This window comes from Pseudomonas sp. NPDC090592, assembly GCF_044769185.1.
Classification (GTDB): Bacteria; Pseudomonadota; Gammaproteobacteria; order Pseudomonadales; family Pseudomonadaceae; genus Aquipseudomonas.
In genome coordinates, this window is the sequence record NZ_JBIVXJ010000021.1 from 1 (window position 1) to 21106 (window position 21106).

Sequence of the window (21106 nt, forward strand, 5' to 3'; positions counted from 1 at the left end):
ACAGAATTCCTTTCCGTAGATGGCGGGCACTCTACAAAATCTCAGCTCCCGAGGCGCGGCGATCGGGTTTCTCGGGATTTCGTACAGAGCCTAGGCTGTGGGCTGCCCAACAGAATGCGTACGAGGCCCCAGAGCTCAACATTCGCTCGGTCTCGAGGAGCCCTTCAAGACCGCAGCTGAAGCCCAAGGCCCAAACGACATGTACCCACCTACCCTCGCTTGCGAAGGATGCGCTTCGCGGCTGGCTCATTTCTGACGATGAGCAGCTCGGAGTCCAGGACTGTGCGCGAAATAAATGCGAGCGTGCGTAGCGTGGGCTGGCCATCGATTGCCCGCGCGACTTCATCTGGATTGACCGACTTGTGCCCGATGAGGCGCCGGCTTCTGCTTTTACGAAGCGCGTCGACGATCAATTGGCCAAGTTGGCGAATCCCGCCCTCATCCAGATCCCGGATGGCTCGTTGATCCCGGGAGGTATCGAGAAGATCACCCATCATGTGGGTTTTGACTTGCGATGGGTCATCCGAGCATCGGTAGGCCACAGGGCGGCTATTGAACACAACGTAGTGCTCATCGTCGTCAGGCAGCACACCGATATCATTGGGGCGGAACCCGAACGAGTTGTCGACGATCTGCTTCGACAGGTAATGCGTATTGAGCTCGGCGCTTAGATGGAACGCAGGGGCCACGTAGTAGACTTCACTGCCCAGGCTTTCGAGCTCAAGTAGCAAATCATGCTGCGCGGAATGCCGTAACGCATGCAGGTGCCAACGGTAGTAGGCGCCCCCCATCAGCGTGTATTCCTTGCAGTTTGTGCGCTCCAAGCGATGGCTCAGCTTGAACTGCAGGAACAGTGGCGATCCGAAAGGAATCTTGACGTCGTAGCCACCACCCGGCTTTCCCTCCTTCTGCAGTGAAGGAAACTCGGGAGCAGCCACCACATGAGCACCGGGCGCTGTTATCAGCTCGTTGGTGAAGGCGAAGCCGTAGGAGAATTCTGACATCTCGGGTTTCATTGTTGCGGCGTCCTTGCTGTTGGTCGTTCATGGCAAAGCATCGGGTTTTACTGTTCGCATACTGGAGGTCGGTGACTAAGGGGCAGGTGCTGACGCTGCAAGCTCCAGAATCGACCAGCCAGCTTTCTAAAGAGCAGCTCTGTGCTTAACACCTGTAGCGCCCTCCCCCAATGAACTCTGGCGTATGGCCAAGCACAGCATGTGCGACGGACAGGTCATCCCGACGTACATCAGCATCATGTCTTTCTTCGCTGTTTCCTGAGGCCTCTTGGTAGCTGCTTTTTTGCCCTCAAGACATGGCATGAGTTTCTGGATGAAGTGACTGTCCCTGAAGGTCTCCAAGATCATCGTCGCTGCGTGTGTCTTGCCCTTTTCCGAGTGAATGGATGACATCCGGATATCGACGCCGGCGGAGATATCCTGGAAACGGTAGGTGTTTACAAGGGATCCCCTAGTCTCTCCGGCTTCGGTGACAACCGGAGCAGGCTCATAGGCAAGGTATTGGCGGCCCAGAAGTTCAGCTGCAACACCCTCAGAATCATAGAGCGCGGCAGCCAGCACCATGAGCTTCGGTGCGATGACCTTGACCCAGTCCTGCTGCGCGATTTCGGATGGCACAAACAGCATCTGCTGGAGGCACTCGCGGTACCGAGTGAAGGCTTCGGGCTTGGTCGTGAATTTCTCATGTACAGCGGGTTGGTGCCGACCTCGCATCTGAACCAGGCTACGAGGGAAAGCCACCTCACCGCGGTTGATCAGGCACGAGGCCAGTACCTCAACGGCCGCATTGGCCGTGGCTCCTTTAAAGATTTCTTGGTTTGGGCCGCCAACGCGGGCCCAGCCGGGAAAGCTAGCTATGGGTTCTCGCCTCTCGCACGTCGAATTCCGCCTATAGAAACGGTTTCATGTCCGAACCCCTAGGCGTGCCAAGTATCACGTTGAAGCAGAATCCGCTATGGCATCGGTTTACGTAAACCCGGTTCCTTGGGCGAAGCCGTCTCGCTATTATATGGCCAACTGCCAGTGGTGTCCGATGCACCGAGCGCTTGAAGGGATTCTCAATGATAAAAAGGTTCCGGCTTGAGCAAAAAGGCCGCTACGAAAAGCTGGTAATTGCTCGGCGTCTATCCGATATGTTGGACAAGTACCTGGACGGGCGTCCTGCCCCGATGTTCATAGGTGCCGAACAGGGCGGAATCCCTCAGTGGGACGACGTAGTCGTTCAGCACACTGAGGAGCACTGGGAACACTTACAAATCAAGAGGCAGACCACTTGCTTCAGCGATAAACACGTCGACAAAGACGCCTTCCTGAAGTCCCGCAAGAAAAGTGCAAAGGACGATAAGGCTGGTAAGGTCGCCAAGCCGTCTAATCCAGTTGTTGATGCCGAGGAGGCTGTCGATACCGAGGCAGCCAAGGAGCCTGCTGACGACGACTTCGATTCGGAGCTCGAAAAGGTAATGAAGAGCCTAGCGTCCTGGCAGGCGCCAGCGAGCGGCACAAAACCTTCGAAACGTACCTTCACGCTGCACCTCCCCGGCCTTGATGTAGCGATCAAAGGGCATAGCAAGGCACATATCACTACCATAAATCATCTGCGTGAGTTTTGGGACTCATGCAACAAAGACGGGCTCAGCGTCGGCGATTTATCCCAGCGTGATGACAATCCAACCCAGAGGGTTTACACCTGGCTTACGACCTGGTGCGGATTCAGGGACTGGTTGCACGTCGTTGAAAAAATGCAGATTCTCAGCATCGAATCTCTGGGGGATGAGACCGAGCTGGAAAGGGATGCGCTTGCTTCTCTTGACAGACATTTTCTAGATTCGCGCACGACTCTAAGCCTTCTTATCGACTACATCTCTGATAACACCACTGACACTAACGTGATCAGCTGCTACTCAGCTGCAAAGCAGCTACAGAAAATGCTTCGTCCCAGCTTCCAAACCTGGACTCAATACCTACTTGACCCTCTCGGTCATGATTGGACAGTCACGGGCACGCATGACCTCAACGGCCCTGTTATAGGTAGCTCTGTAAATCCTGCCAGCCAGGTAGTGGGTCATCATTGGAAGGAGGGTGCATTCAACAGGCAGTTTCGGGTGCACGCCAGCTACTGCTCTCCCTCCCCCGGGGTCAACGCCCTACCCTCCGCCATCCTTCGGTTGGCTCTGCACCTAAAAGCCGGCAGCCACGGTCTGCTGCTCGGCGAGCCTGTATGGCGTCAGGGCGTAGATCAAGAGCTAGGCAGCACACTCGGAATCGGGGAAACCGACCTCGATGACCTACCGTGGCTCCAAAATACTGAGTCACTCTCCTGCGGTCTAGGTCGGCCCATTACATCGCAACTAGACAATCGCCGAGAATCAGCGGCACTCCATGACGCGATGAACGAAGTGGTTTGGCAGCAGTTGCAGAACCGTGTCGATCAGAAAATGGCCAAGATCGTTGACCTGGATTTACTCGCTGCCATGGAAGCCATGTGGCGGGAATGGAATGTCGAGCTATCGGCAGACCAAACGGCCCGGCAATCCCTTTTCGAGCAACTGATGTATCCACAAACAGAGGGGTTGGATGCAAAGCATGCATTGCGCATCGGCCCTCGTACGCTGGAACTCCTTGAAATCGCAATCCTGATGCTGATGCTGACATGCGTGGGGCTTGGTGGCGCTGATGCGCACTGGCGCGCTATTCCACCAATAGGAGAAATTCTTAGCATCGCTTTGCGCCATTGGTCTGGCGGCGCTACAGACCGAGGCGGCCCGAGACTATTGAGTGAGGACAGTCTGCGGGTAGTGCTAGGTCAGTCGCCCGCTCCCGTGGTCATTTTGTCTGGAGTTGAGGCCTCTGCTACCTGTTTACGTGATTCAGGAATGGCTGACGATAGAGCAGCAGAAAATAGTATGGCAGCGGAGCGTCAGCCCCGCCTACTGATTACGCGTTTCCAGGTCTATAGCCAACTGCAAAGAGGCACGCTGACGTCGTTGCAAGACTATTTCAAAAAACAATGGAATGAATGGCGTATTGAGCGCGATGCGGCAATTAACGCTTGTGGGAAGGGGCAGTGATTATGATGACGCTTGAAGATTTAACGACGGCAATAAGCCAGCGCGCGCAGAACAGATACCAGGTGCAGGTTGCTGACGCATTCGAACTGCCGGCGGCCGACTATCCTTCAACCATTTTACGGCTCAAACGCCAACGGAGTACGAATGCCGGCTGGCGTACCGTTTTGTTGATTGAATTACCTTCAAGCTCTCTTCAAGCGGCCTACCAATGGTCTGCTGATGTCCGGGATGTTTTACCAGAGCCTGAGACATCTGATCTTTATATGTTCATGTTGATCGGAGACATCTCTGATAACGAGGCAGCTCGCATTGAGACCGATGATCGTTTCTGTCGCAAAGTCGTGCCGCGTCAGTCAGAGATTGCTCCGGATTTCCTTGATCGCACTTTCTTGGCCGCGCTAGATCCGCCTGGCAATGTAGAAACCTTGAGTGATCCTCTGGTTTCAGCATTCAAGGCAATGGTCAAATCCCACCCTTGGACAGGTCGGCACATGGTTGCTTGGAAGGCAGAACTGCTGTCTACAGCCAGCGGCGGTGATGTGGTGCAAATCATGAGCGATTCGGTGACCACCAGCGAGAACCCGCAATGAGCAAACTTGAATCCATCACCCTAACGAACCTGCGCAAATTTGGCCCTAATGTCACCATCGAATTGAGTCCTGGAGCGACCATTTTGCTCGCCCCCAATGGCACCGGAAAAACCACCGTTTTCGAAGCTATAGAACTCGGGCTCACTGGCAACATTTCTCGACTGGGAGACAATTTTCTCCATGCCGTGCGTGATAGCGAGTCGTGTGCCGAGGTTAGCTTGAATTTCGCTGGGCTGACGGTGAGTTCTCGTATCAGTGAGTCGGGTGAGGTCAGCCAAGATGGTGATCTCAGCACCATATTTCCTAACATCCCGCCTACTGATATACCTTTTCTCCTCCGATTAACTCACCTGCTAGACCAGCGAGAAAACGGTTGGATTGTACAGGCAGAGGAGAAGGAAGCAGGCTCGCAGCTGGCTCGTCTGCCACTTGGCCGGGACGGTGCAATGGCTCGCACCTCCCTTCCGGCGGTGCGTCGATCACTGACAGAGCAGAAAAACCGTGAAGAGGAGAACCTGCGTCTTTTTGAACAAAAGCTGATCGAATGGAATGGCGTTATCCAGGCGCGTGATGTAGCCACGGTTGGCGCAGTGGGCGCCTTACGGCCTCGCGATGATCTGGCAAGAGTCATTGCTCAAGTGGTGGAAAAGACTGAAAGTCATGATCAGCTCCCCTCAGGTTTACTAGTCCTGCCGGCGAATCAGGATAATTTGGCAGTCGCTCACTCTGCGCTCATCGAGGTTTTGCGTCAAAAGGTAGAGCGTACACAAGGACAGATCGCCGGCTTAGCAGAGACTGGTAATCTGGTCGAAAACTTTGGCTTGATGCAAGCTCGCTTGGCAGCACTCAATGAAGAGCTCAAATCCTCCGAGCTGGCCTTGGAGGGACACTCTAAACTCCGCTCTGATAATGCCATTCTTCTCCAAGAGCATCAGGCTGGCATGCTGGTTGCGCAGCAGGAGCGAATCAGAGTTGACCAAGCTCTGGAGCGCCTGGTCAATGAAGCAAGCGCACGCCAACAGATAGAGCATCGCAATGAAGCGTTGACCCAGGCCGGTAATGCCGTAGCTGCGGCGGAACTGCAATGTCGGACATTGCGTGAGCGCCACGAAAGCAACCAAATGGTTCGCAACCAACATAGCCAATTCGATAGCCAGCTTGTATCGCTCGATCAGGCAGAGCGACACCTCCGTGACGGTGAGCGACTTGTTGTCGAGTGGGAGCTGTCGGAACAGTGTTTGAGGGCAAATCGCAACGAGGCAGACCAAGTAGAAGAAGACTTGGAGCGTCTGGGCACAGAGCTGGCTGAGAAACGAGCTGCGCTGGAAGAGTTCAAGGCAATAGAGTTGACCGCCAGGGCGCAGTATCAAGCCTTGAGCTCTTCTGCCGACGCGATTCGTCAGGCAGTGGCCTCGATTGCCCAGCATCTGCCTCCCGACCTAGAAGATTGTCCGCTTTGCTTGGAGCATCATGGGGCCGCGAAGCTGCAAGATCAGGTTGCCAAGGCGTTGAAGGCTATCGATCCTAGTCTGAAGGTCGCAGAACAGAAGTTACGAGCCGCCGCGCAGGATGTAAATTCCAACGAATCCGTGGTAAAAACTGCGCTTGAGGCATTTCAGGCCTGTCAAGCTGCACTTGCCCACCTGGAAGAAAGCCGCCAAGAGTTTGAGAGGGAAATCCAAGCGTTCCGTATTGATCCGATTCTCGCCAGCGATTCGATTCCCTTGGCCAAAGAGTCCTTGAGGGTGCAGTTGGAAGGTGTCGCTGCGAGTCGACGTAGCCTCGTGGGGCGCCGCGCTGACCTTGCGCTTTTGATCCCGCAAGAAGAGTTTGACCGGGCTCGCGCCGAATTCGAAGGTTCAGTCCATGCGCTTGATCAAGCACGCATCCAGTACAGCGACGCTCTGACCCGACGCGATCAGGCAGTCGCCACGCTTTCTAATTTGACAGCAGGTGCTCCTCTCGTTCGCACGCTAGAAGAGCTCACCGTTGAAAAAAACGAGCTAGATCTCCGTGTTAGCGATCTCAACGGCAAAGCGGGCACACTTCAATCGATACTCGAGACCCAGCAAAACCAAGTGCTTGAATTAAGTAGCGCGGTTCGACTGACTGAGGAAGCCATACGGCAAGTCCAGAGTCAGCTCACGTCGGTTCGCGCCAGCTGGCAAGCGCTGGCACTTGAAGGCGATCCCCTGATTGAGGCAGCTCAAGCTAAGGGGGACAGATTGCGATCCGCGATCAGTGAGCTTCACGGTCACATCGCCGAGCTGGAAATTGTCGGCATTGAAATCGCATCATGGGCCAAATTAAATGACTCGCAGATCGCGCAGCGTTTTATTGATCGCCTACGCCTGGATCGTACGGAGGAGGCATACGAGGCCTATCTCAAAGGGGCTATTGAAAATGCTCAGAGAGCCTTCAACCGGTTGTCCGAGCTCGCAGACGCCATGGATACCCTTGATGGGGCTCTGAAGAAAGAAATCGCCAATGTGCAAAAGCATGTCAGGAAAGTCGAACCAAGATGGCGGGCCCTGCTTAAGCGTGTCGTTCGTGAGTCAAGATTCCATGACGCGAGCCTGAAATTCGTCAACACCTATAACCGAGATCGAGCTGGCGTATCGGTGCCATTGGGTAAGACCTCGGCGCCAGTACCTAACATTGCAAGCGAAGCTCAGCTTACGGATCTCCAACTGACGTTCCTGCTTTCGATGGCCATGAGTCATCAATGGTCGCCATGGAAAGCACTATTGCTCGATGACCCAACACAGCATCACGACTTGGTGCATGCGTCCGCAGTCTTCGACCTATTGCGTGATTATATTGTTGACCACGGTTTCCAAGTCGTCATTGCGACCCACGACGCTTTGCAAGCTCGGTACTTCCTGCGCAAGCTCCAGAACGACGGGATCGAAGCAAAGATCTGGTCGCTCGTGCCTACGGACAACGGCGTGATTGCTGAGGAGGGACAGCGCAGGCAGTCAGTGGGCGTAGCTCCACCTACGGCGGGTTAACTCGTGCCAGCTGGTCAAAACCAAGCCCTCGGCCTAGTTGCGGACTGACCACGAGAGCGTCACTTATTGCATTCATCGCTGGTAAAGGCCACTCCCAGCCAATGGAAGTACAGACATTGTCGCCCCCGCGCCGGCCACCGGCGAGTGGGCGGCTATTGCATGGCTAGCTAGTAACTCACCCTCTCACCGCCTGCCGTTCAAGCCTACGTTTGTTTTTTTGCAACGATGAGGTACTCGAAGTAGTAAATGGACTTAATGAGGTGATGCAAATAATGCATCTCTCGGAATAGCACCAAGATCATCCGCATGAAGGCCAAGAATGAGAGCTCGACACCCTCCTCACGCTTTAGCCCTTCTTTATTGGGGTAGCAGGTGATGATTTGGGTGGTTTCATCATACTCGAAGGAGTAATGGGCGATTGCATTACGTACGCCGGCGTTCAATACACTTGAATCGATCTTATACCAGCAGTCGTCCAGGTACTTGAGCTTGTCCGAGAGGTTTTTGTCAGTGAATTTGGCAAGACTAGAGAGGGCGCCCCCGTCATTCGCCAAAAACGCATTATGGCCACCTCGGTGCATCAGGTTATTGATACCGGCGACCAGTGAGAGCTGTCGACCAAAAACCTCTGCCAGATCCTTATAGATGTCCTTACAGTTATCAAAACCCAGACGTGAGATCTTTGCCGAGGTCTTAAGATGTTCCTGGCCCGTGCAAAAATCCAGAAAAATGGCTGGACGGATGTAGAGCTCAAGCTCGAAGATTTTGCCGTACAGGCCCAAGCAATCTTTTTGCAGGTTGTACAGGAACCCCGAGTCGCAAATTTCGCCGTGAAAACTGGCGTAGGCGGCCTAATCCTTCTGGGCAAGCCCCATGATGATCTCGGGATAGCCACGCACGATTTGGAGCACCGTATCGTCTTCCAGAAAAGCTGCCGTTACAGTGGACAACACTTGGTAGAGGAGTACGTTCAGGTCTTCCGGTCTGAGAGACGGACTGTGTTCTCCTCCGAGAAACTCGGATGCTCTGCGACGGAACAGTTCCTTGTTGGCCCTCGGATACAGTTTCAGCAGCTGTTTCACCTCCTCGAAGCGCTTGCCATAATGATTGAGAACATCCAGACGATCTCTAAAGAGCGCGCCTGCATGAGCACCGCTTGTCATGAGTTTGTCCCGATCCACCATTCCCATGGCAGTCATGAACGGCGTGTTGCCAGCCACATATTCTTTGCTCCAGATTGGAAAATCCAGATGCAAATCCTGAAATAGGTAGCCGCCTGCGAAGGCTTTCTCGCGATCCAGCGCTCCCTCTGTGGCATTGGTCAGCTCAATTGAATGACCTCCTCCCAAGACAATGCTGATTTCACTGGTACAGCTTGGGCAGAGAAACGAAAGTGGTTGTACGTCTCGGTTCGACATGCCTATGCGACAATGAACCTCTACCCCACAGGTGTCACACATCAGTAGCATATTGTGGTTCATTCGATGTCCGTTCCGTGGTGCGAGGGTCATAGAGGGAGCCGCGAACAGTAGCCGTTTTCGGGCTGTCCTTCCAGCAGATAGCACCCTTGATCAGTAGCCCTTGAGATGGAGCGAACCGCGACGCTTTACGCCACGATGGTTCCTCTTTCTGAGCGGATATCGGGATATCCTGAGGTCGACGTAAACGAGCGACGTTATGATGGGCATTCCGACTAGGGCAATTGAGGCTACATGTGCCCTTCTCCACCATGACAAAGCCTTGACCGCATACTGATTTTCAGCGGCACCGTCTGCCCCAGCGCGTGGGCATCATTTAAACTTCGAAAGCGCATCGCTTTTTTCTTCTCAATTTTCTACCAGTTATACTTGAAGTGTATCGCTGATACTCCGCTGCTATGGTTGCCTGGCGTCGAGTCCGTTCGTCCTCCTCGCGCCGACGGTATTTGCCGTCCAGGGATGGTATTCGACCGTTCTCGACAGCTCAGCGCTAGGTCTTGTTGCTCTATCGGCGCTCAAGCGCCAGCTTGAATCTACACATTGAAGGCATGTAACCCAGCACCTATACTGGACTCACTACATACAGGAGTGTCAAATGTCCAGGCTCGCAGAATTCCGTGCCCTTGAGCAACAACTAGCTGCTCAGCTCGCCGAACTTGAGTCCCTCAAAAACGATGATGGTCTGAAGCGCGAAATCGAGTTTGAAAAAAAGCTTCGTGATCTCCTCAATCAGTATGGTTACAGCCTGCGCAATATCGTGGCCATTCTTGACCCACAAGCTGCTACCCGACGTGCTCCAGCCGTTGCATCTGAAAAGAGCAGCCGCAAGCCGCGCCAGCTCAAGGTTTACAAAAACCCTCATTCGGGAGAACTCGTGGAAACCAAGGGTGGTAACCATAAGACCCTAAAAGAGTGGAAAAGCCAGTATGGTGCCGAGGAAGTCGAGAGCTGGTTGGCTCAGTAAAACCTCCTGATTCAAAGAAACGGGGCCCTTTTGAGGGCCCTTTTTTATGGATTTGAGATGATCGATGGACGCCCCAAGCGCTTCTCAAACCATCGACACGAACCCTACCAGAGCCCCGCCCGCTCTAAGGCCAGAGCACCAACTCCAGCTCCTTAATCCGGATGGCCATGGCCGAATCCGAGACGCCGAATTGCTGAGCCAGTGAAACCAGGTTCTGGTTGTTGAACCGGGTGCACCGCGCCAGCGCCAGCTCGCGCTCACCGGAGTCTTTGGACGCGTAAAGCAGCCGATCAGGATTGATAGGATCGAGGTGATACGCGATCACGTCGCTGAAGCGCAATTGCCCCCTGCCGCAGAACATGAACTCGAACCGTTCCCTCACAAGCTTCTGAGGCATGAGAAAGCAGGCCGCAAAGCGATCTGCTTGCCGCTCTGCTGGTGCACGTGGTGTTTGCAGCGGGCTGCCATCAAACGCGCGGTCGCGATGCATGACGGTGTCCTCATGCAGCACGAGGTGACCGATTTCATGGGCACCAGTGAACAATTGGACTTTGTCACCAAATTCGGTCGCGACCGCGATCTTATTCGATTGACGATCAATCAAGCCCGCGATGCGAGTGCCTGTGTTATGCCGGTTGAACTGGGTATCTCCCAGTGTGTGATGCTCATGATAGTCGTAGCCACAAACCATGGCAGCGATCCGGGGGCTGCGCATCATCATCGGCGGAATATCTTGATCTGGCCACAGGTACCGGCGATCACGGTAAATCTGCATGAGCAGATCGGTCGCTGCTTTCTCGATATGGGCTTCATTCATGGCAAAACACCACATGTAGGCTCTCAAGCACAATCTAGCCCAATATGTAGTGGTTTCAATATGTGCTTAACCCAACATATAGGCTTTGCCGACGAACGGTACGGCTGTAACGGTTGCCCAAACCCAAATGGGCTTAGAGATCTGAAACAGGATCTGCTCTCTCTCGTTAGATAGCAGCCACGCTATCGAAACCCATGGTATTTCCTGTCCTTCGACCAAGGAACATAGTGGACTGGGTCAGTCTCGGTGCTGAAGCGGACTCCCTGGATTTTGTGAATCACAATGCCGTCTCGAGCTAGACGCAGGCTTGGCTCCGGCGGAGGTACCAGAGGGACGTACTGGGAGAACTGATCTGAGTCTTTAGGTTCCGCTTCCCAGAACTCTGGGTAATACACCAACCTATCCTCATCCGGCTCCCAGAGACTCACATACTCAGCCTTTTGCGTGTCCTCCAACCTTTCTACTCCACTGGCCTTGTGGAAAAGAATGACGTTCTGCCCTGGTGACGTATCCTGTTGCACCTGCGCAGAGGGGAATAAGATACCGTCGAGATTCAACTTTTCATGGGTTGCTAGGAAATCGGCAATAGCTTGCGTGATCAGATACCCACTTTCCGCCGAGTCCGGCATCACGGGCATGGTCAGTTGGCGCTGAAAGTCTTTCAAAAACGCGCAGCGTTCGGTGAAGCTCCTGCGAATTGGATTGAAGTAGCTCAACCCCCGGTGCGGACGCATTGAAGCCAGGTCGTTCAGGTTGAGAAGCCTCAGAGGCCGAATTACGTCGAAACGCGCGGTGACCACCACGCTGCCAACGGGAGGGCGCACCTCCGCAATTGCGGTCTGGTCATCTGTTGCGCCGTAAAAAACTGAAATTCCCTTGGCGTTCATTCGGCCAGGAGATCCCTTGCCTCCTGGTACCGGGCCGAGATGCTTTTCAGGGTGACTCAGCGCTTCCTCCATGCTCTGCTCATCCTGGAACACCCTACCCCGCTGGAATGAAGAGATTTGATAACCTTGGCCTGCGATCACAATGGGTGACCGGTCGTCCTTCGAGCGCAAATCTTCTATGCCGTCGAAGACCATAGTCAGGATTGAACCCACCAAGGGATTTGCCAACCGGGATTCAAACTGCAGGCTGTGCTCCATTTTTCGCCAGCCTACAGTCAGCTCCGACGATGCCTCTGTTTCCTCTTCGAAATAAGGATCGTCATCATCTGGAAGGCTCCAAGAGTCGAGCAAGCGCTCATGGATGTCAGAAAGAAGGGTCTCATCGGAACCCAGCATGCGCTCCAGAACGTCATACAGACTTTCACCGATCGGTGGGTAACCGTGATGAATCACTGAGCCAGGTTGTTGGATAGGCCGGAACGAGGCATGGATTGCTGTTTCGCAAAGCTCTACCAGCTCTTCCATGTCCATGACCGGGAGCTCTCGGTCGCAGTAGTCACATTCGCTGATGTCGTTGTCCGAAGCGTGATGCTGCAGGAAGGTTTCGGAAAGGCAATCGGTACACACCACTTGACGCATCACTTGCTCCTTGGCTGCATTACACCGCACTTGTCTACGGCCAGGCGAAGGCCTCTCGCTAATTTAAGCTTTTACCCATCGGGTGCCGCCCTTGCCAATGGTTAGGAGCTGCTATCTCGACTGAACCTCAGCTCCTCAACGGCCCCAAGTCAATCGCCAGGCAGCGAAGGTCAGTAACCTGTGCAACCATGGTGTCGCTGGCCTCGTGATAGGTGAAGGTACCCAGGAAATAGAACGTGAAGTACTTTACTAGACGTGCCTGATCGAGAAGCTCATTCACATAGCGCCTCGATCGGTGCTGCGTCATCACTTCATCTGAGACGTGGAGGAAGGCGTCCTTATCCGCGACCTTGTCAAAGAAACTGAATACGAAACCAGCCCCTTCTCTCCGCTCAATGCGTCCTCCACCGTTGTAGACGTACCCTGCAGTATCAGGCCTGGCCCAAACCACCTTTTTGAAGTACGAACGCAGCGGAATCACGCCACGCCCTGCTACGTTGATGGTCACCTCGGGGAAGAGGTCTTTCAGGGTGTCGCGGCTCTCCTGGTAGTAATCCACTAGCTCTCGAAGATCGCGGGTACGGTGTTTCCGATCGGTACGGGTGCCTTCTGTGCCACCACCGTCCCGTCGATGATCGGGGCCTGCCTCGTCGTTGCCTGGAGCGACTCGAGGTGGACGTGCTACTGGTTCTTCTGGCTGCGTAGGAGGAACAAAGATATCGATGACTGAGGTGAGATGGCGTTTAGCCAAACGGGTGCGGGTCTGCAACTCCGTTTCTCCTGGCAATGGTGCATCGCTCCCCTCGTCCTCATCGGGCAGCACCCACTCGCACTCCGCATGGTGGGCGTAGTGCTCGTTATCCTTGTAGTGCGGAGATTTGACACGCGATTTTTCGGTCGGGTGGATGTCGTAATTGACGCCTGTGATTTTAGGCACCACCTTGAGAGCCCTGCATTCGGGCGATGAGCACTGGAACAGAAAGCGGCTGCGTGGCTGGTTTTGATTGAAATAGGCCTGGCGTGCACCGCCAATGGTTAACTCCTCGCCCAACTCCACACAGTATGCCCGGGTGATCCTTCGCTTCGTTCGCATCGGCAGTCTCAACCAAAAAACTTGAGACTAACGCGCTGGGCCTCAAGCGCCAAGGCCCGAGCTAGAGCTGTTAGCAACGACCTTTGTCGCGCTATACCTAACTGTGAATCTTGGGTACAGGCTAAGAATTGGCCAGGTGAAGTCCCGTGAAGATGCTTGAGGCGCGCGTACAGTTTGACTGCAGCCCAGCAATCATCGGTTCAGCCTTCGCCATGGATTGAGTTTTGACAAGCAGCAACGACTGAGCTCCTGTGCGGGACACAAAACCGGGCGTGCTCGCCAACTTTGAATGTATCATCAGTCGATACGGACAGACGGAGACTCAGCATGGCAGTGCCCTCATATGCCGAAATCATGGAGAAGGTTCAGGAAGGCACGTTGATTGACGCCATCTTCAACAGCTACTGGAATAGCGATTACGGCGAGTATGGGCCGTACACCGATACACTCGCGCAAGTCCACAATGACGGCGCCATCGATTTGGTTGAGGGGGTGTCCGAAGAGTTCTTGAGCCGGTACACCGACATACGAAGAGCCATAGGCAAGATGGTCTATGCGAGTCTTTTGGGGAAGCTGAATATCGATCTGCCCACTTTACTTGATGTCATCGAGCGTCTGTACGAGCCAGTGGCTGACAGTGACGACGTTTCTCAGGTACTTGAAACCTGGTGTCATGATCGTTCAGACCGCGTTGAACAAATCTTCAAGTCCGTGGATGAGATGGACTCGCGCTGCGAGCGCTTCCAAGCGCTGACAGCAGCCATCTCGCAGGGCATGCGGTCGGATGCGCAAACGCATGGGCCAAGAGTCTTCGCTTATCTGTCCAACCCCAATCAGACTCTCAGGGATCAAGCCTTAGTAGGGCTTCGATACGCAAGGTACGATGACGACGAGAAATGGCTAAGCGCGATCAATGCTCTGAGAGCTACTGCCGAAGTAGACAGGTCAGACTCGCTCCGTGCAGCTCTGCTGAAAACTATCTTCTGCTGGCTTGAAAAGGCTCCGAAACCTGCTCATGTTGCTCTTCACGATCTCGCTTTCGAGATCTTGCTCCCTGTGACCCCAGCGGTAACTAAAGAAATAGCCTATACGCTTGCCCACCGCTCCAGCTGCCTCACGCCCCCGCTTTGGCAATCTTTGCTTAACGCGGTGGAAGGGGCCACGCTTCAGCCCTACGATTGCTCAAATTTAGACTTGTTCCTTGGGCGGTTGATTAATGCAGGCGGCGCCAATCATGCCCAAGACTTTCTGCAGAGTTTGTTTCTAAGAGATGACCAATCAGAGCACACGCTTAGCCAGTTCATCATGACGGTAGAGGAGCTGCTCAAGGGCAAACCAGGTGTGCTCAATTCATGGGTCGTAAGATGGCTTAGAACGGGAGATCAGCGACTCTGCACAGAGCTCCATAAAGGATTGCTGCTGGGCCAGGAAGAACCCCACCAGTTCGTCTGTGAAGGTTCTTCGTTTGACCTAAAGCCAGAAGAGTACGGCTTCATCGCGCGTAAAGCGGTGGGTAACTTTTTCGCCTACCCGATACCTCTGGCGACAATCCTTGTGTTGTTGGGCACAGCAGCTCCTTCGACGCAGCGGGCAGAGATCGGTGACCTGCTGTACGATCCTGTGCTGATTAACTATCCAAGCCTTGCCCAAGGTTGTCTAGCTCCTATGGCCAATGGTGATGGTTCGACAGCAGAAATGATCAGCGCTGCGATCATCCGCCTAAATCGCTATATGAATGGCATCGATAAAGCTAAGGGGTTGAAAGAACTCTTGCCTCCAGCACATCACCGGCAGATGGAGTTTGAGCGTTACAGTGATCAAGTTCAGCAGGCTATTGATGAAGGCAAGAAAGGGTCGTTCCTAGCTGATATATTCGTCGAACGGACTCTCCTTTATGGCAATGGACTCGTCAGTCTGAGGCCGGTTGACGGTAATTATAATACTGTCGAGACCAAGGCTACCCCATTCCAACACAATCTCGAAATCGCCCGTCAGTATTTTTTTGCGCCCATTTCGCTGCGTAAGCAACTGTTCCTATACAGGATGGAGAGTCACTCGTGAAGCTCGTGTTTAAGCAATATGTCGCTTCGCTGCGCGAGCGTGATGAGCTCGATGTCGTACTGCCTGACCTATTAAGTGAGTTGGGCTACAACGTAATCTCACGCCCTGGTAGAGGAACTGACCAAGCGGGAGTAGACGTCCTTGCAGTTGGCCCTGCTGATAAAAACGGCAAAAAGAAACTGTACGCTTTCACCTTGAAAAAAGGAGACTTGACGCGTGACGGTTGGGATAGAACCAACCAGTCGTTGGTGAGTTCCGTAAGCGACATTGTCTTTGTCTACTTTCGATCCAGAGTGCCGCCCGAATTCAAAGACTTGGAAAAAGTAATTTGCATCTGCTTTGGAGGTGACGTCGATGAACCCATGCGCAGTCGCATGACAGGTCTCATGGCCGAACTCACGGAACGCTATGGCGTAAGCTTTGAGGAGTGGAATGGAGACAAGCTTGCTGACCTGTTAGCTGCAGGAACGCTGCGTGAGCAACTTGTTAGCAAAGATCTACGTGGTTATTTTCAGAAGTCGATCGCGATGCTCGATGAGCCGGAGGTTTCTTACGCAAATTTTGTTCCTCTGCTGAAGGGCCTGTTACTAAATGAGTCAAAGGGTCGAAAAAGTGACCTGAGCTCCCTGAGGCGCACATATATTTGCCTATCAGTTCTCTACGTCTGGGCGCGAGAGGCCAAAAACCTCGAAGCCCCATATAAAGCCAGCGAAGCAACAATTTTGCATGCCTGGGAATTTATAAGAACTAAAACGACAGGTGAAGAGTCAAGAAATCTGCGCAGCACTTTCGACGAGCTCATAAATTTGCACTTCAGAATTTGGGATGAGTACTATGGCGATAAAGTGATACCGATTATAGGTTTCAGGGACGCCGTTTCTGCGGCCGTGAGGCCCGACAGCCCAGTGGATACCAGTCTTAAGCTGTTTGACACGCTTGGGAGGCTCTCTCAACGAGGGCTGTGGATGCTTTGGAAAGCACAGCATGAGACAGACTCAGACTCGAAAAAATTACACCAAGCCAGTGCCAAAGAGCTGGCGGAAAATATCTTCCATCTGATCAACAATAACGACGCGCTTTTCAGCCCATGTGCGGACTCCCAGTCGACTGACATTGCTACAGCATTGCTTTTTCTTTCCCAAATCGAAGGGTTTCGAGAACTGATTGTTGGCTACAGCCAGGAAACCCTAGACCAGTACCAGTTTGCTTTTCGCTGTCATGATCGTTACCCAACTCACGTTTCTCGTTACCGTGATCTGATCTCTCATCCCCAGGAGAAAACGGAAGCTTATCGACAGTGGCACACATCAGGTAGTTCGTTGATCCCTCTGCTCATACTGTGGGCAACCATTGATGGTGCTAGCAACTACACCGAGAACTTCGTAGCCTTCGCAAATGAGTCTTTAAGGCACTGTAACCACCAGCTCTGGTTTGTCAGGCCAGATTCTGAAGAGCACCTGTATAAAAATGATCAGTCGCATGGCGCGGTTTTTACTGAAATCCCCATTACCGCTGACGGTGATCTCGCTATGAAACTGGTGGAGGCCGTATGCCTCGATGGAGAGGCATACTCTACTTTGTCTGTTATCCAGCATGGGTACGATCCCATCCTCGTAATGGCATGCCGGCACTACCGTCTTCCGCTTACCCCTCACGCCTGGATTCCAGCGTTGAAAAAGTTGAGGTCAAGCAGGTAGCAAGATTAGGTAACGTCTGGTTCTGGTTCCTCAGCAGGTGCGCTTTCGCCATTCGAACTGGTCGGGTGAGCATCGCCTGAGGCGTTGTTGCGTTGTGCTGACTGAGCCCAATAAACCATAGCTACCCATTTCAACATGAACCACCAGGCGTAAACCGCATCCGCAGAATAGAAATCATCGTCGTCCATCAGGCCATGAGCGAACGCGTTGCGTAGGTTCGGCCCGAATGCGCTGCAAAACAGGGCTTTCATCTCGAATACGATGTCGGCGCCGAAGACAGCATCGACACCCTCGACGTCCAGAAGCGTGCTCAGGCCATTCTCGTTCTCGATACCCTCCAAGTCAGTGTTGGAGGTTTTCAGTTCCGCGCCTTTCATGTGGAACCGAACGATGTTCTCCAGTTGCGGGATGAGGAAGTGCACTGCCATGCCAAAATCACCCACCACCCCCCAATACAGACCTTTGCCGACCATGAGCGCCCGCTCAGGCGGAACCAGAGCCGACGCCTTGGCAAGCCCAACCAGATCCTGCTCTTTGTAGCAGTGTTCGCGCTGCATAACGCCCAGTGCTGGGATTACGCCGCCTTGCACGGTGAGATTGCGTATGAAGCCGTGGTTTTTGACCATCTCTGCCCAAATGCGCTCCTCGTGATCTTGCGAGGGTTCAGCGCCTAATGACATAGGTTTGGTCTTGGCGATCACACGCCCACCCTTGTCGAGGTATGTCGCGCCACTCAGCGCACCGATCAAGCCTACACGCAACGTGTTCAAAGCTGCCTGGCGAGCGCCCTCTTTCTTGGCAAATGGATACAGCGTGGCTAACGCATGGAGTGCTTCAATCGGGGACTTGCCCGAAACCTTTTCCAAGGCGTCATTGACCAGGTCTGATATGTCCGTAGGCGGCGATGAGATCATGCGCATCATCCCCACCGAACGATTGCCCGCATCTGCGATGCGTTGAGGCAAGCGAGTCAGTAGCTCGGTCACGCCAAGCTGATTCCTGAATCTCTGCGGTACCATTCTGTAGATCTGCAACGCCTTTTCGAGGTTGTTCAGGGCGATCAACGGCTGCGCGCCCTCTCCATCTCCAAGCACCTCCGCTTCCGCCACCCACGTATTGGCGAGGGCTGCTGTCATACGGGCCGATGAAACAGGGTCTTTAGCAGCACGGTACGCGTCCATGCTCAACTCATAGCAACGCCGAGCCCGTAAAATATCACCGGCGCGCTCTGAGTTCCGGCCAACCTCCTCCAACCTGGACGGCAGATCAGCTGCTTGGCTGTGCACCACGCGATTCTTGAGTACCAAGGCCGCTATTGGCGCCAGCATGGGGGACGGATCTTCGAATTCTTTGTCGAGTGCCTCGAACAATCGATTCGATAGTTGCTCCGCGATGTCCTGGCCGGCTTTCCCGAGCCTTGGCGCCAGCATTAGCGCACGCCCCCAGCAATCTTCCCCACCTCGCCACCAGGTATCTTCATTCAAGGGGACTGCCTGATACCCCGCCAAAGCCGCCTGAGCCTGCTTGATATGACGTCGTCCTGGGGTGATCCATAGAACTTCTGCAACGCGCGCCTTCACGAGGCCAGTATTGAGCTCATCCATCGCGGATTCGAGGAAGTCGAACTCGTCTCCCGTTACATCGGTGATGGCCAGTGACCGCTTGCCTTCCAGGATGGCGAAGGGCCTAAAGAGGTCGTTTGGATTAGAGGGGTTGAGCATCATGGAGCAAAGGTCGGACAGGAGCCAGAGTACCCGGGCTTGGGCGAACTCTTGTCTGGCCAGCGTTGTTCTTGCAGCGTCAGCCAGTGCATGCCAAATGTCGTCGTAGCGAGGTGCCACACCGTTCAGCACGGTGGCGAAATCAATGGCATGTAGTGCTTCTAGGGTGAGTGGTGTGGCTTCAGGGTAACGGTAGAAGTCTTGCGACACAGCGAATCCTCATGAGGGGCGATTTAGAGCGCCTTGCGTGCTCATAGCGTATATGAAGATAGAGCTGAACCGCGTGGTCAGACAGAGCAAAGCTATGGGGATTTTTCGAAGGGGCTGATTGAAGATTGCGATTGCACCGAAGCCTACGTGGAGCCCGGTTCACAAGCGTCAGGCTTCATAAGCTTGCATGCTCATACTTCACGCACGGTGAACTGCTGACCGCCTGTGAATTTTTAAAAAATCGGGGTCTTTGTTTGTAGTCAAAGCGTAAGCGCAGCCAAAGGCTGCGAAGAAGGCGATTTCCCCTCAGACCCTGCGGGGCTATGCAAGTGGAGGCCTGGCAACCGAGGCCAAATCAGGAAACCGTCAGAAGCGAAAGCAAAATGGCAAAACCGAACGGCAAAACCGTCTGTGACCCTGGCAGATCACCTGCGCCAGTACATCACTACTCGCTTTTTTCTTGTGCTCAAATATAGAACTCCGTCTCGCGAAAAAATTTTCAAGGGGGCATGCAGGAAAATAGTTTAAATACAGAACAAAGCACTGAAAACCTAGGTGAAACCAGTGGAAAGCTCTGCACTTGCTCTCCACCAGGCACGAGCGTATCGCCTGCTCAGGGGGGGAGCCGGGTCTCAGCGTTGAACACCTGTGATCCCTCTGCTTGGTCGGAGGCAAGAGTGGCTGTGGTACGCTCTGATGCTCTACGTCGGGTCTTTCTGCCGCAACTGATGTGCGTGGGCCCTTCCACCTCTCCTTGGCCAGGAGCATTGATGTCGCTCAAATCAGGATTCGCCACTGTACTGAAAGCCATTCGCCTCAGCCGCGGGCTCACGCATAAGAACATGGCGGGTGCTAGCAGCCGTGGCTACATGCTGAAGCTGGAGCATGGGCTTTCAAGCCCAACGGTCGACAAGATGATAGCCATCAGTGAATCGATGGGGGTGAGTCCTCTGACTCTGTTCACATTGACGTTGAGCCTGGATAGCGACCAACCTGTTGATGCCCTCGTGCAGCGGCTCAAAGCTGACGTTGCAGACCTCGAAACCAAGGGCGTGCTCAAGAGCCTTGGCGTCTCGTCGCTTCCAGATGTACGCGCGACAAGTCCTGCTACTTCCCGCCGGCACAAAGTTGCCAGCAGCGCCTCTCAAGCCGAACTGTGCTTCGCTGAGTAGTAGGCGCCACCGCTTTGGAGTTAAAGCCCAAGCTCAATTGAGAGCAAGGTGTCCCTGAGTTCAGGGGGCACGGCTTGGTCATCGACAAGGCGTTTGAGCACGTGATAACTCACGTGAAACCGCAATTGCTGCCGGACGGGGATAACTGCTATCCGTGCGTGGCACATTCGCATGAGGCAGGGCTCGCTCAAGTACTGCGAAGGCGATGGCACCCACGTCTTGCTCGTAGATGCGAGTCAAACTGTCCAGGCTAGGTTTCCGGCGGTAGTTGGTCACTGCATCAGTCACTATCGACGTGAGAGCCTCGCGATAAAACGCAGCGGCGCAAACCCACACCTTCGTCTCCTGTTCTACCTTCAATCCCCTGCCCTCATGGCATTCATTCGGCCCGCAATATTCTGCGAAAGCGCGCTTGAGCGCCAGGACGCCAGTGGCACCTCAACCCTATCGGAAACCTTGAACATGCACATTCAACTGGATCTGAACCACAACGATCGCGACGCGCTGCTGCGCCACTGCCGGGAATTTGTTCCTTCGAGCGGAGACGCCCGCGAAGATTCCCGTCTGGCCGATGCCTTGGAAACGCTAGCCGTTGCGCTGGAGCAAGCCCTGCTCATGAAGCATGAGTGACGTCCTCCAACGCTGACTCCGCAAGGGCGATCAGGTGGGGCTACCGTGTGCC

16 protein-coding genes are annotated in these 21106 nt (G+C 54.0%); 8 read left to right on the forward strand and 8 right to left on the reverse strand.

The genetic code is table 11. The features are described from left to right. Positions 1–209: 209 nt before the first annotated feature. Both ACIQUI_RS18710 and ACIQUI_RS18715 read right to left on the reverse strand, forming a co-directional pair. The gene (locus ACIQUI_RS18710; RefSeq protein WP_403201375.1) at positions 210–1016 is read right to left on the reverse strand and encodes a hypothetical protein; all 807 of its coding nucleotides are present in this window, start codon (positions 1014–1016) and stop codon (positions 210–212) included. Positions 1017–1142: 126 nt separating this feature from the next. After that, positions 1143–1634 (reverse strand): hypothetical protein, encoded by a 492-nt coding sequence (locus ACIQUI_RS18715; protein ID WP_403201376.1) that lies wholly within the window; start codon positions 1632–1634, stop codon positions 1143–1145. Between the two features lie 443 nt (positions 1635–2077). On the opposite strand from ACIQUI_RS18715, the gene ACIQUI_RS18720 reads away from it, so the two are divergent. The 3 genes from ACIQUI_RS18720 to ACIQUI_RS18730 are packed head-to-tail and all read left to right on the forward strand — an operon-like array spanning position 2078 to position 7685. Further along, positions 2078–4084 (forward strand): ABC-three component system protein, encoded by a 2007-nt coding sequence (locus tag ACIQUI_RS18720; RefSeq protein ID WP_403201378.1) that lies wholly within the window; start codon positions 2078–2080, stop codon positions 4082–4084. A 2-nt stretch (positions 4085–4086) separates the two neighbouring features. After that, positions 4087–4674: an ABC-three component system middle component 1 gene (locus ACIQUI_RS18725; RefSeq protein ID WP_403201381.1), complete on the forward strand. Its 588-nt coding sequence runs from the start codon at positions 4087–4089 to the stop codon at positions 4672–4674. Beyond that, positions 4671–7685 (forward strand): AAA family ATPase, encoded by a 3015-nt coding sequence (locus ACIQUI_RS18730; RefSeq protein ID WP_403201384.1) that lies wholly within the window; start codon positions 4671–4673, stop codon positions 7683–7685. The genes ACIQUI_RS18725 and ACIQUI_RS18730 overlap by 4 nt, the downstream gene beginning before the upstream one ends. Before the next feature lie 203 nt (positions 7686–7888). Here the strand turns inward: ACIQUI_RS18730 and ACIQUI_RS18735 are convergent, their stop codons facing one another. Together ACIQUI_RS18735 and ACIQUI_RS18740 are read right to left on the reverse strand one after the other, a co-directional pair. Continuing rightward, the gene (locus ACIQUI_RS18735; RefSeq protein ID WP_403201386.1) at positions 7889–8467 is read right to left on the reverse strand and encodes a hypothetical protein; all 579 of its coding nucleotides are present in this window, start codon (positions 8465–8467) and stop codon (positions 7889–7891) included. Positions 8468–8536: 69 nt separating this feature from the next. Continuing rightward, the gene (locus ACIQUI_RS18740; protein ID WP_403201389.1) at positions 8537–9166 is read right to left on the reverse strand and encodes a hypothetical protein; all 630 of its coding nucleotides are present in this window, start codon (positions 9164–9166) and stop codon (positions 8537–8539) included. A 592-nt stretch (positions 9167–9758) separates the two neighbouring features. Here ACIQUI_RS18740 and ACIQUI_RS18745 point away from each other — a divergent pair. Then, complete coding sequence (locus tag ACIQUI_RS18745) at positions 9759–10127, forward strand: histone-like nucleoid-structuring protein, MvaT/MvaU family (protein ID WP_403201391.1); 369 nt, start codon at positions 9759–9761, stop codon at positions 10125–10127. Between the two features lie 124 nt (positions 10128–10251). Here the strand turns inward: ACIQUI_RS18745 and ACIQUI_RS18750 are convergent, their stop codons facing one another. The 3 genes from ACIQUI_RS18750 to ACIQUI_RS18760 form a co-directional block, all read right to left on the reverse strand. Continuing rightward, positions 10252–10944 carry an ImmA/IrrE family metallo-endopeptidase gene (locus ACIQUI_RS18750; protein WP_403201393.1) on the reverse strand — a complete coding sequence of 231 codons (693 nt, stop codon included), beginning with the start codon at positions 10942–10944 and terminating at the stop codon, positions 10252–10254. A 182-nt stretch (positions 10945–11126) separates the two neighbouring features. Further along, positions 11127–12470 carry an RES family NAD+ phosphorylase gene (locus tag ACIQUI_RS18755; RefSeq protein WP_403201396.1) on the reverse strand — a complete coding sequence of 448 codons (1344 nt, stop codon included), beginning with the start codon at positions 12468–12470 and terminating at the stop codon, positions 11127–11129. 127 nt (positions 12471–12597) lie between these two features. After that, entirely contained in the window at positions 12598–13563 is a 966-nt protein-coding gene (locus tag ACIQUI_RS18760; RefSeq protein WP_403201398.1) for an ATPase, read from the reverse strand. Between the two features lie 327 nt (positions 13564–13890). On the opposite strand from ACIQUI_RS18760, the gene ACIQUI_RS18765 reads away from it, so the two are divergent. Both ACIQUI_RS18765 and ACIQUI_RS18770 read left to right on the forward strand, forming a co-directional pair. Beyond that, on the forward strand, positions 13891–15624 hold the full coding sequence (locus tag ACIQUI_RS18765; protein WP_060483638.1) for a hypothetical protein: 1734 nt from the start codon (positions 13891–13893) through the stop codon (positions 15622–15624). Next, positions 15621–17321, forward strand: coding sequence for a chemotaxis protein (locus tag ACIQUI_RS18770; protein WP_403201400.1), 1701 nt, complete (start codon positions 15621–15623; stop codon positions 17319–17321). The genes ACIQUI_RS18765 and ACIQUI_RS18770 overlap by 4 nt, the downstream gene beginning before the upstream one ends. 5 nt (positions 17322–17326) lie before the next feature. Here the strand turns inward: ACIQUI_RS18770 and ACIQUI_RS18775 are convergent, their stop codons facing one another. Then, the gene (locus ACIQUI_RS18775; protein ID WP_403201402.1) at positions 17327–19252 is read right to left on the reverse strand and encodes a DUF4209 domain-containing protein; all 1926 of its coding nucleotides are present in this window, start codon (positions 19250–19252) and stop codon (positions 17327–17329) included. 770 nt (positions 19253–20022) lie between these two features. Here ACIQUI_RS18775 and ACIQUI_RS18780 point away from each other — a divergent pair. Together ACIQUI_RS18780 and ACIQUI_RS18785 are read left to right on the forward strand one after the other, a co-directional pair. After that, a complete protein-coding gene (locus ACIQUI_RS18780; RefSeq protein WP_403201405.1) occupies positions 20023–20424 on the forward strand; it encodes a helix-turn-helix domain-containing protein in 402 nt (133 codons plus the stop codon). A 462-nt stretch (positions 20425–20886) separates the two neighbouring features. Beyond that, positions 20887–21054: a hypothetical protein gene (locus ACIQUI_RS18785; RefSeq protein ID WP_403201408.1), complete on the forward strand. Its 168-nt coding sequence runs from the start codon at positions 20887–20889 to the stop codon at positions 21052–21054. Positions 21055–21106 lie beyond the last annotated feature (52 nt).

Excerpts from the sequence above, each read along its gene's own strand:
- ACIQUI_RS18720 (WP_403201378.1), top strand. The coding sequence starts at position 2,078 with ATGATAAAAAGGTTCCGGCTTGAGCAAAAAGGCCGCTACGAAAAGCTG.
- ACIQUI_RS18760 (WP_403201398.1), bottom strand. The coding sequence starts at position 13,563 with ATGCGAACGAAGCGAAGGATCACCCGGGCATACTGTGTGGAGTTGGGC.
- ACIQUI_RS18745 (WP_403201391.1), top strand. The coding sequence starts at position 9,759 with ATGTCCAGGCTCGCAGAATTCCGTGCCCTTGAGCAACAACTAGCTGCT.
- ACIQUI_RS18750 (WP_403201393.1), bottom strand. The coding sequence starts at position 10,944 with ATGAATGAAGCCCATATCGAGAAAGCAGCGACCGATCTGCTCATGCAG.
- ACIQUI_RS18730 (WP_403201384.1), top strand. The coding sequence starts at position 4,671 with ATGAGCAAACTTGAATCCATCACCCTAACGAACCTGCGCAAATTTGGC.
- ACIQUI_RS18740 (WP_403201389.1), bottom strand. The coding sequence starts at position 9,166 with ATGAACCACAATATGCTACTGATGTGTGACACCTGTGGGGTAGAGGTT.
- ACIQUI_RS18725 (WP_403201381.1), top strand. The coding sequence starts at position 4,087 with ATGATGACGCTTGAAGATTTAACGACGGCAATAAGCCAGCGCGCGCAG.
- ACIQUI_RS18710 (WP_403201375.1), bottom strand. The coding sequence starts at position 1,016 with ATGAAACCCGAGATGTCAGAATTCTCCTACGGCTTCGCCTTCACCAAC.
- ACIQUI_RS18765 (WP_060483638.1), top strand. The coding sequence starts at position 13,891 with ATGGCAGTGCCCTCATATGCCGAAATCATGGAGAAGGTTCAGGAAGGC.
- ACIQUI_RS18755 (WP_403201396.1), bottom strand. The coding sequence starts at position 12,470 with ATGCGTCAAGTGGTGTGTACCGATTGCCTTTCCGAAACCTTCCTGCAG.
- ACIQUI_RS18780 (WP_403201405.1), top strand. The coding sequence starts at position 20,023 with ATGTCGCTCAAATCAGGATTCGCCACTGTACTGAAAGCCATTCGCCTC.
- ACIQUI_RS18785 (WP_403201408.1), top strand. The coding sequence starts at position 20,887 with ATGCACATTCAACTGGATCTGAACCACAACGATCGCGACGCGCTGCTG.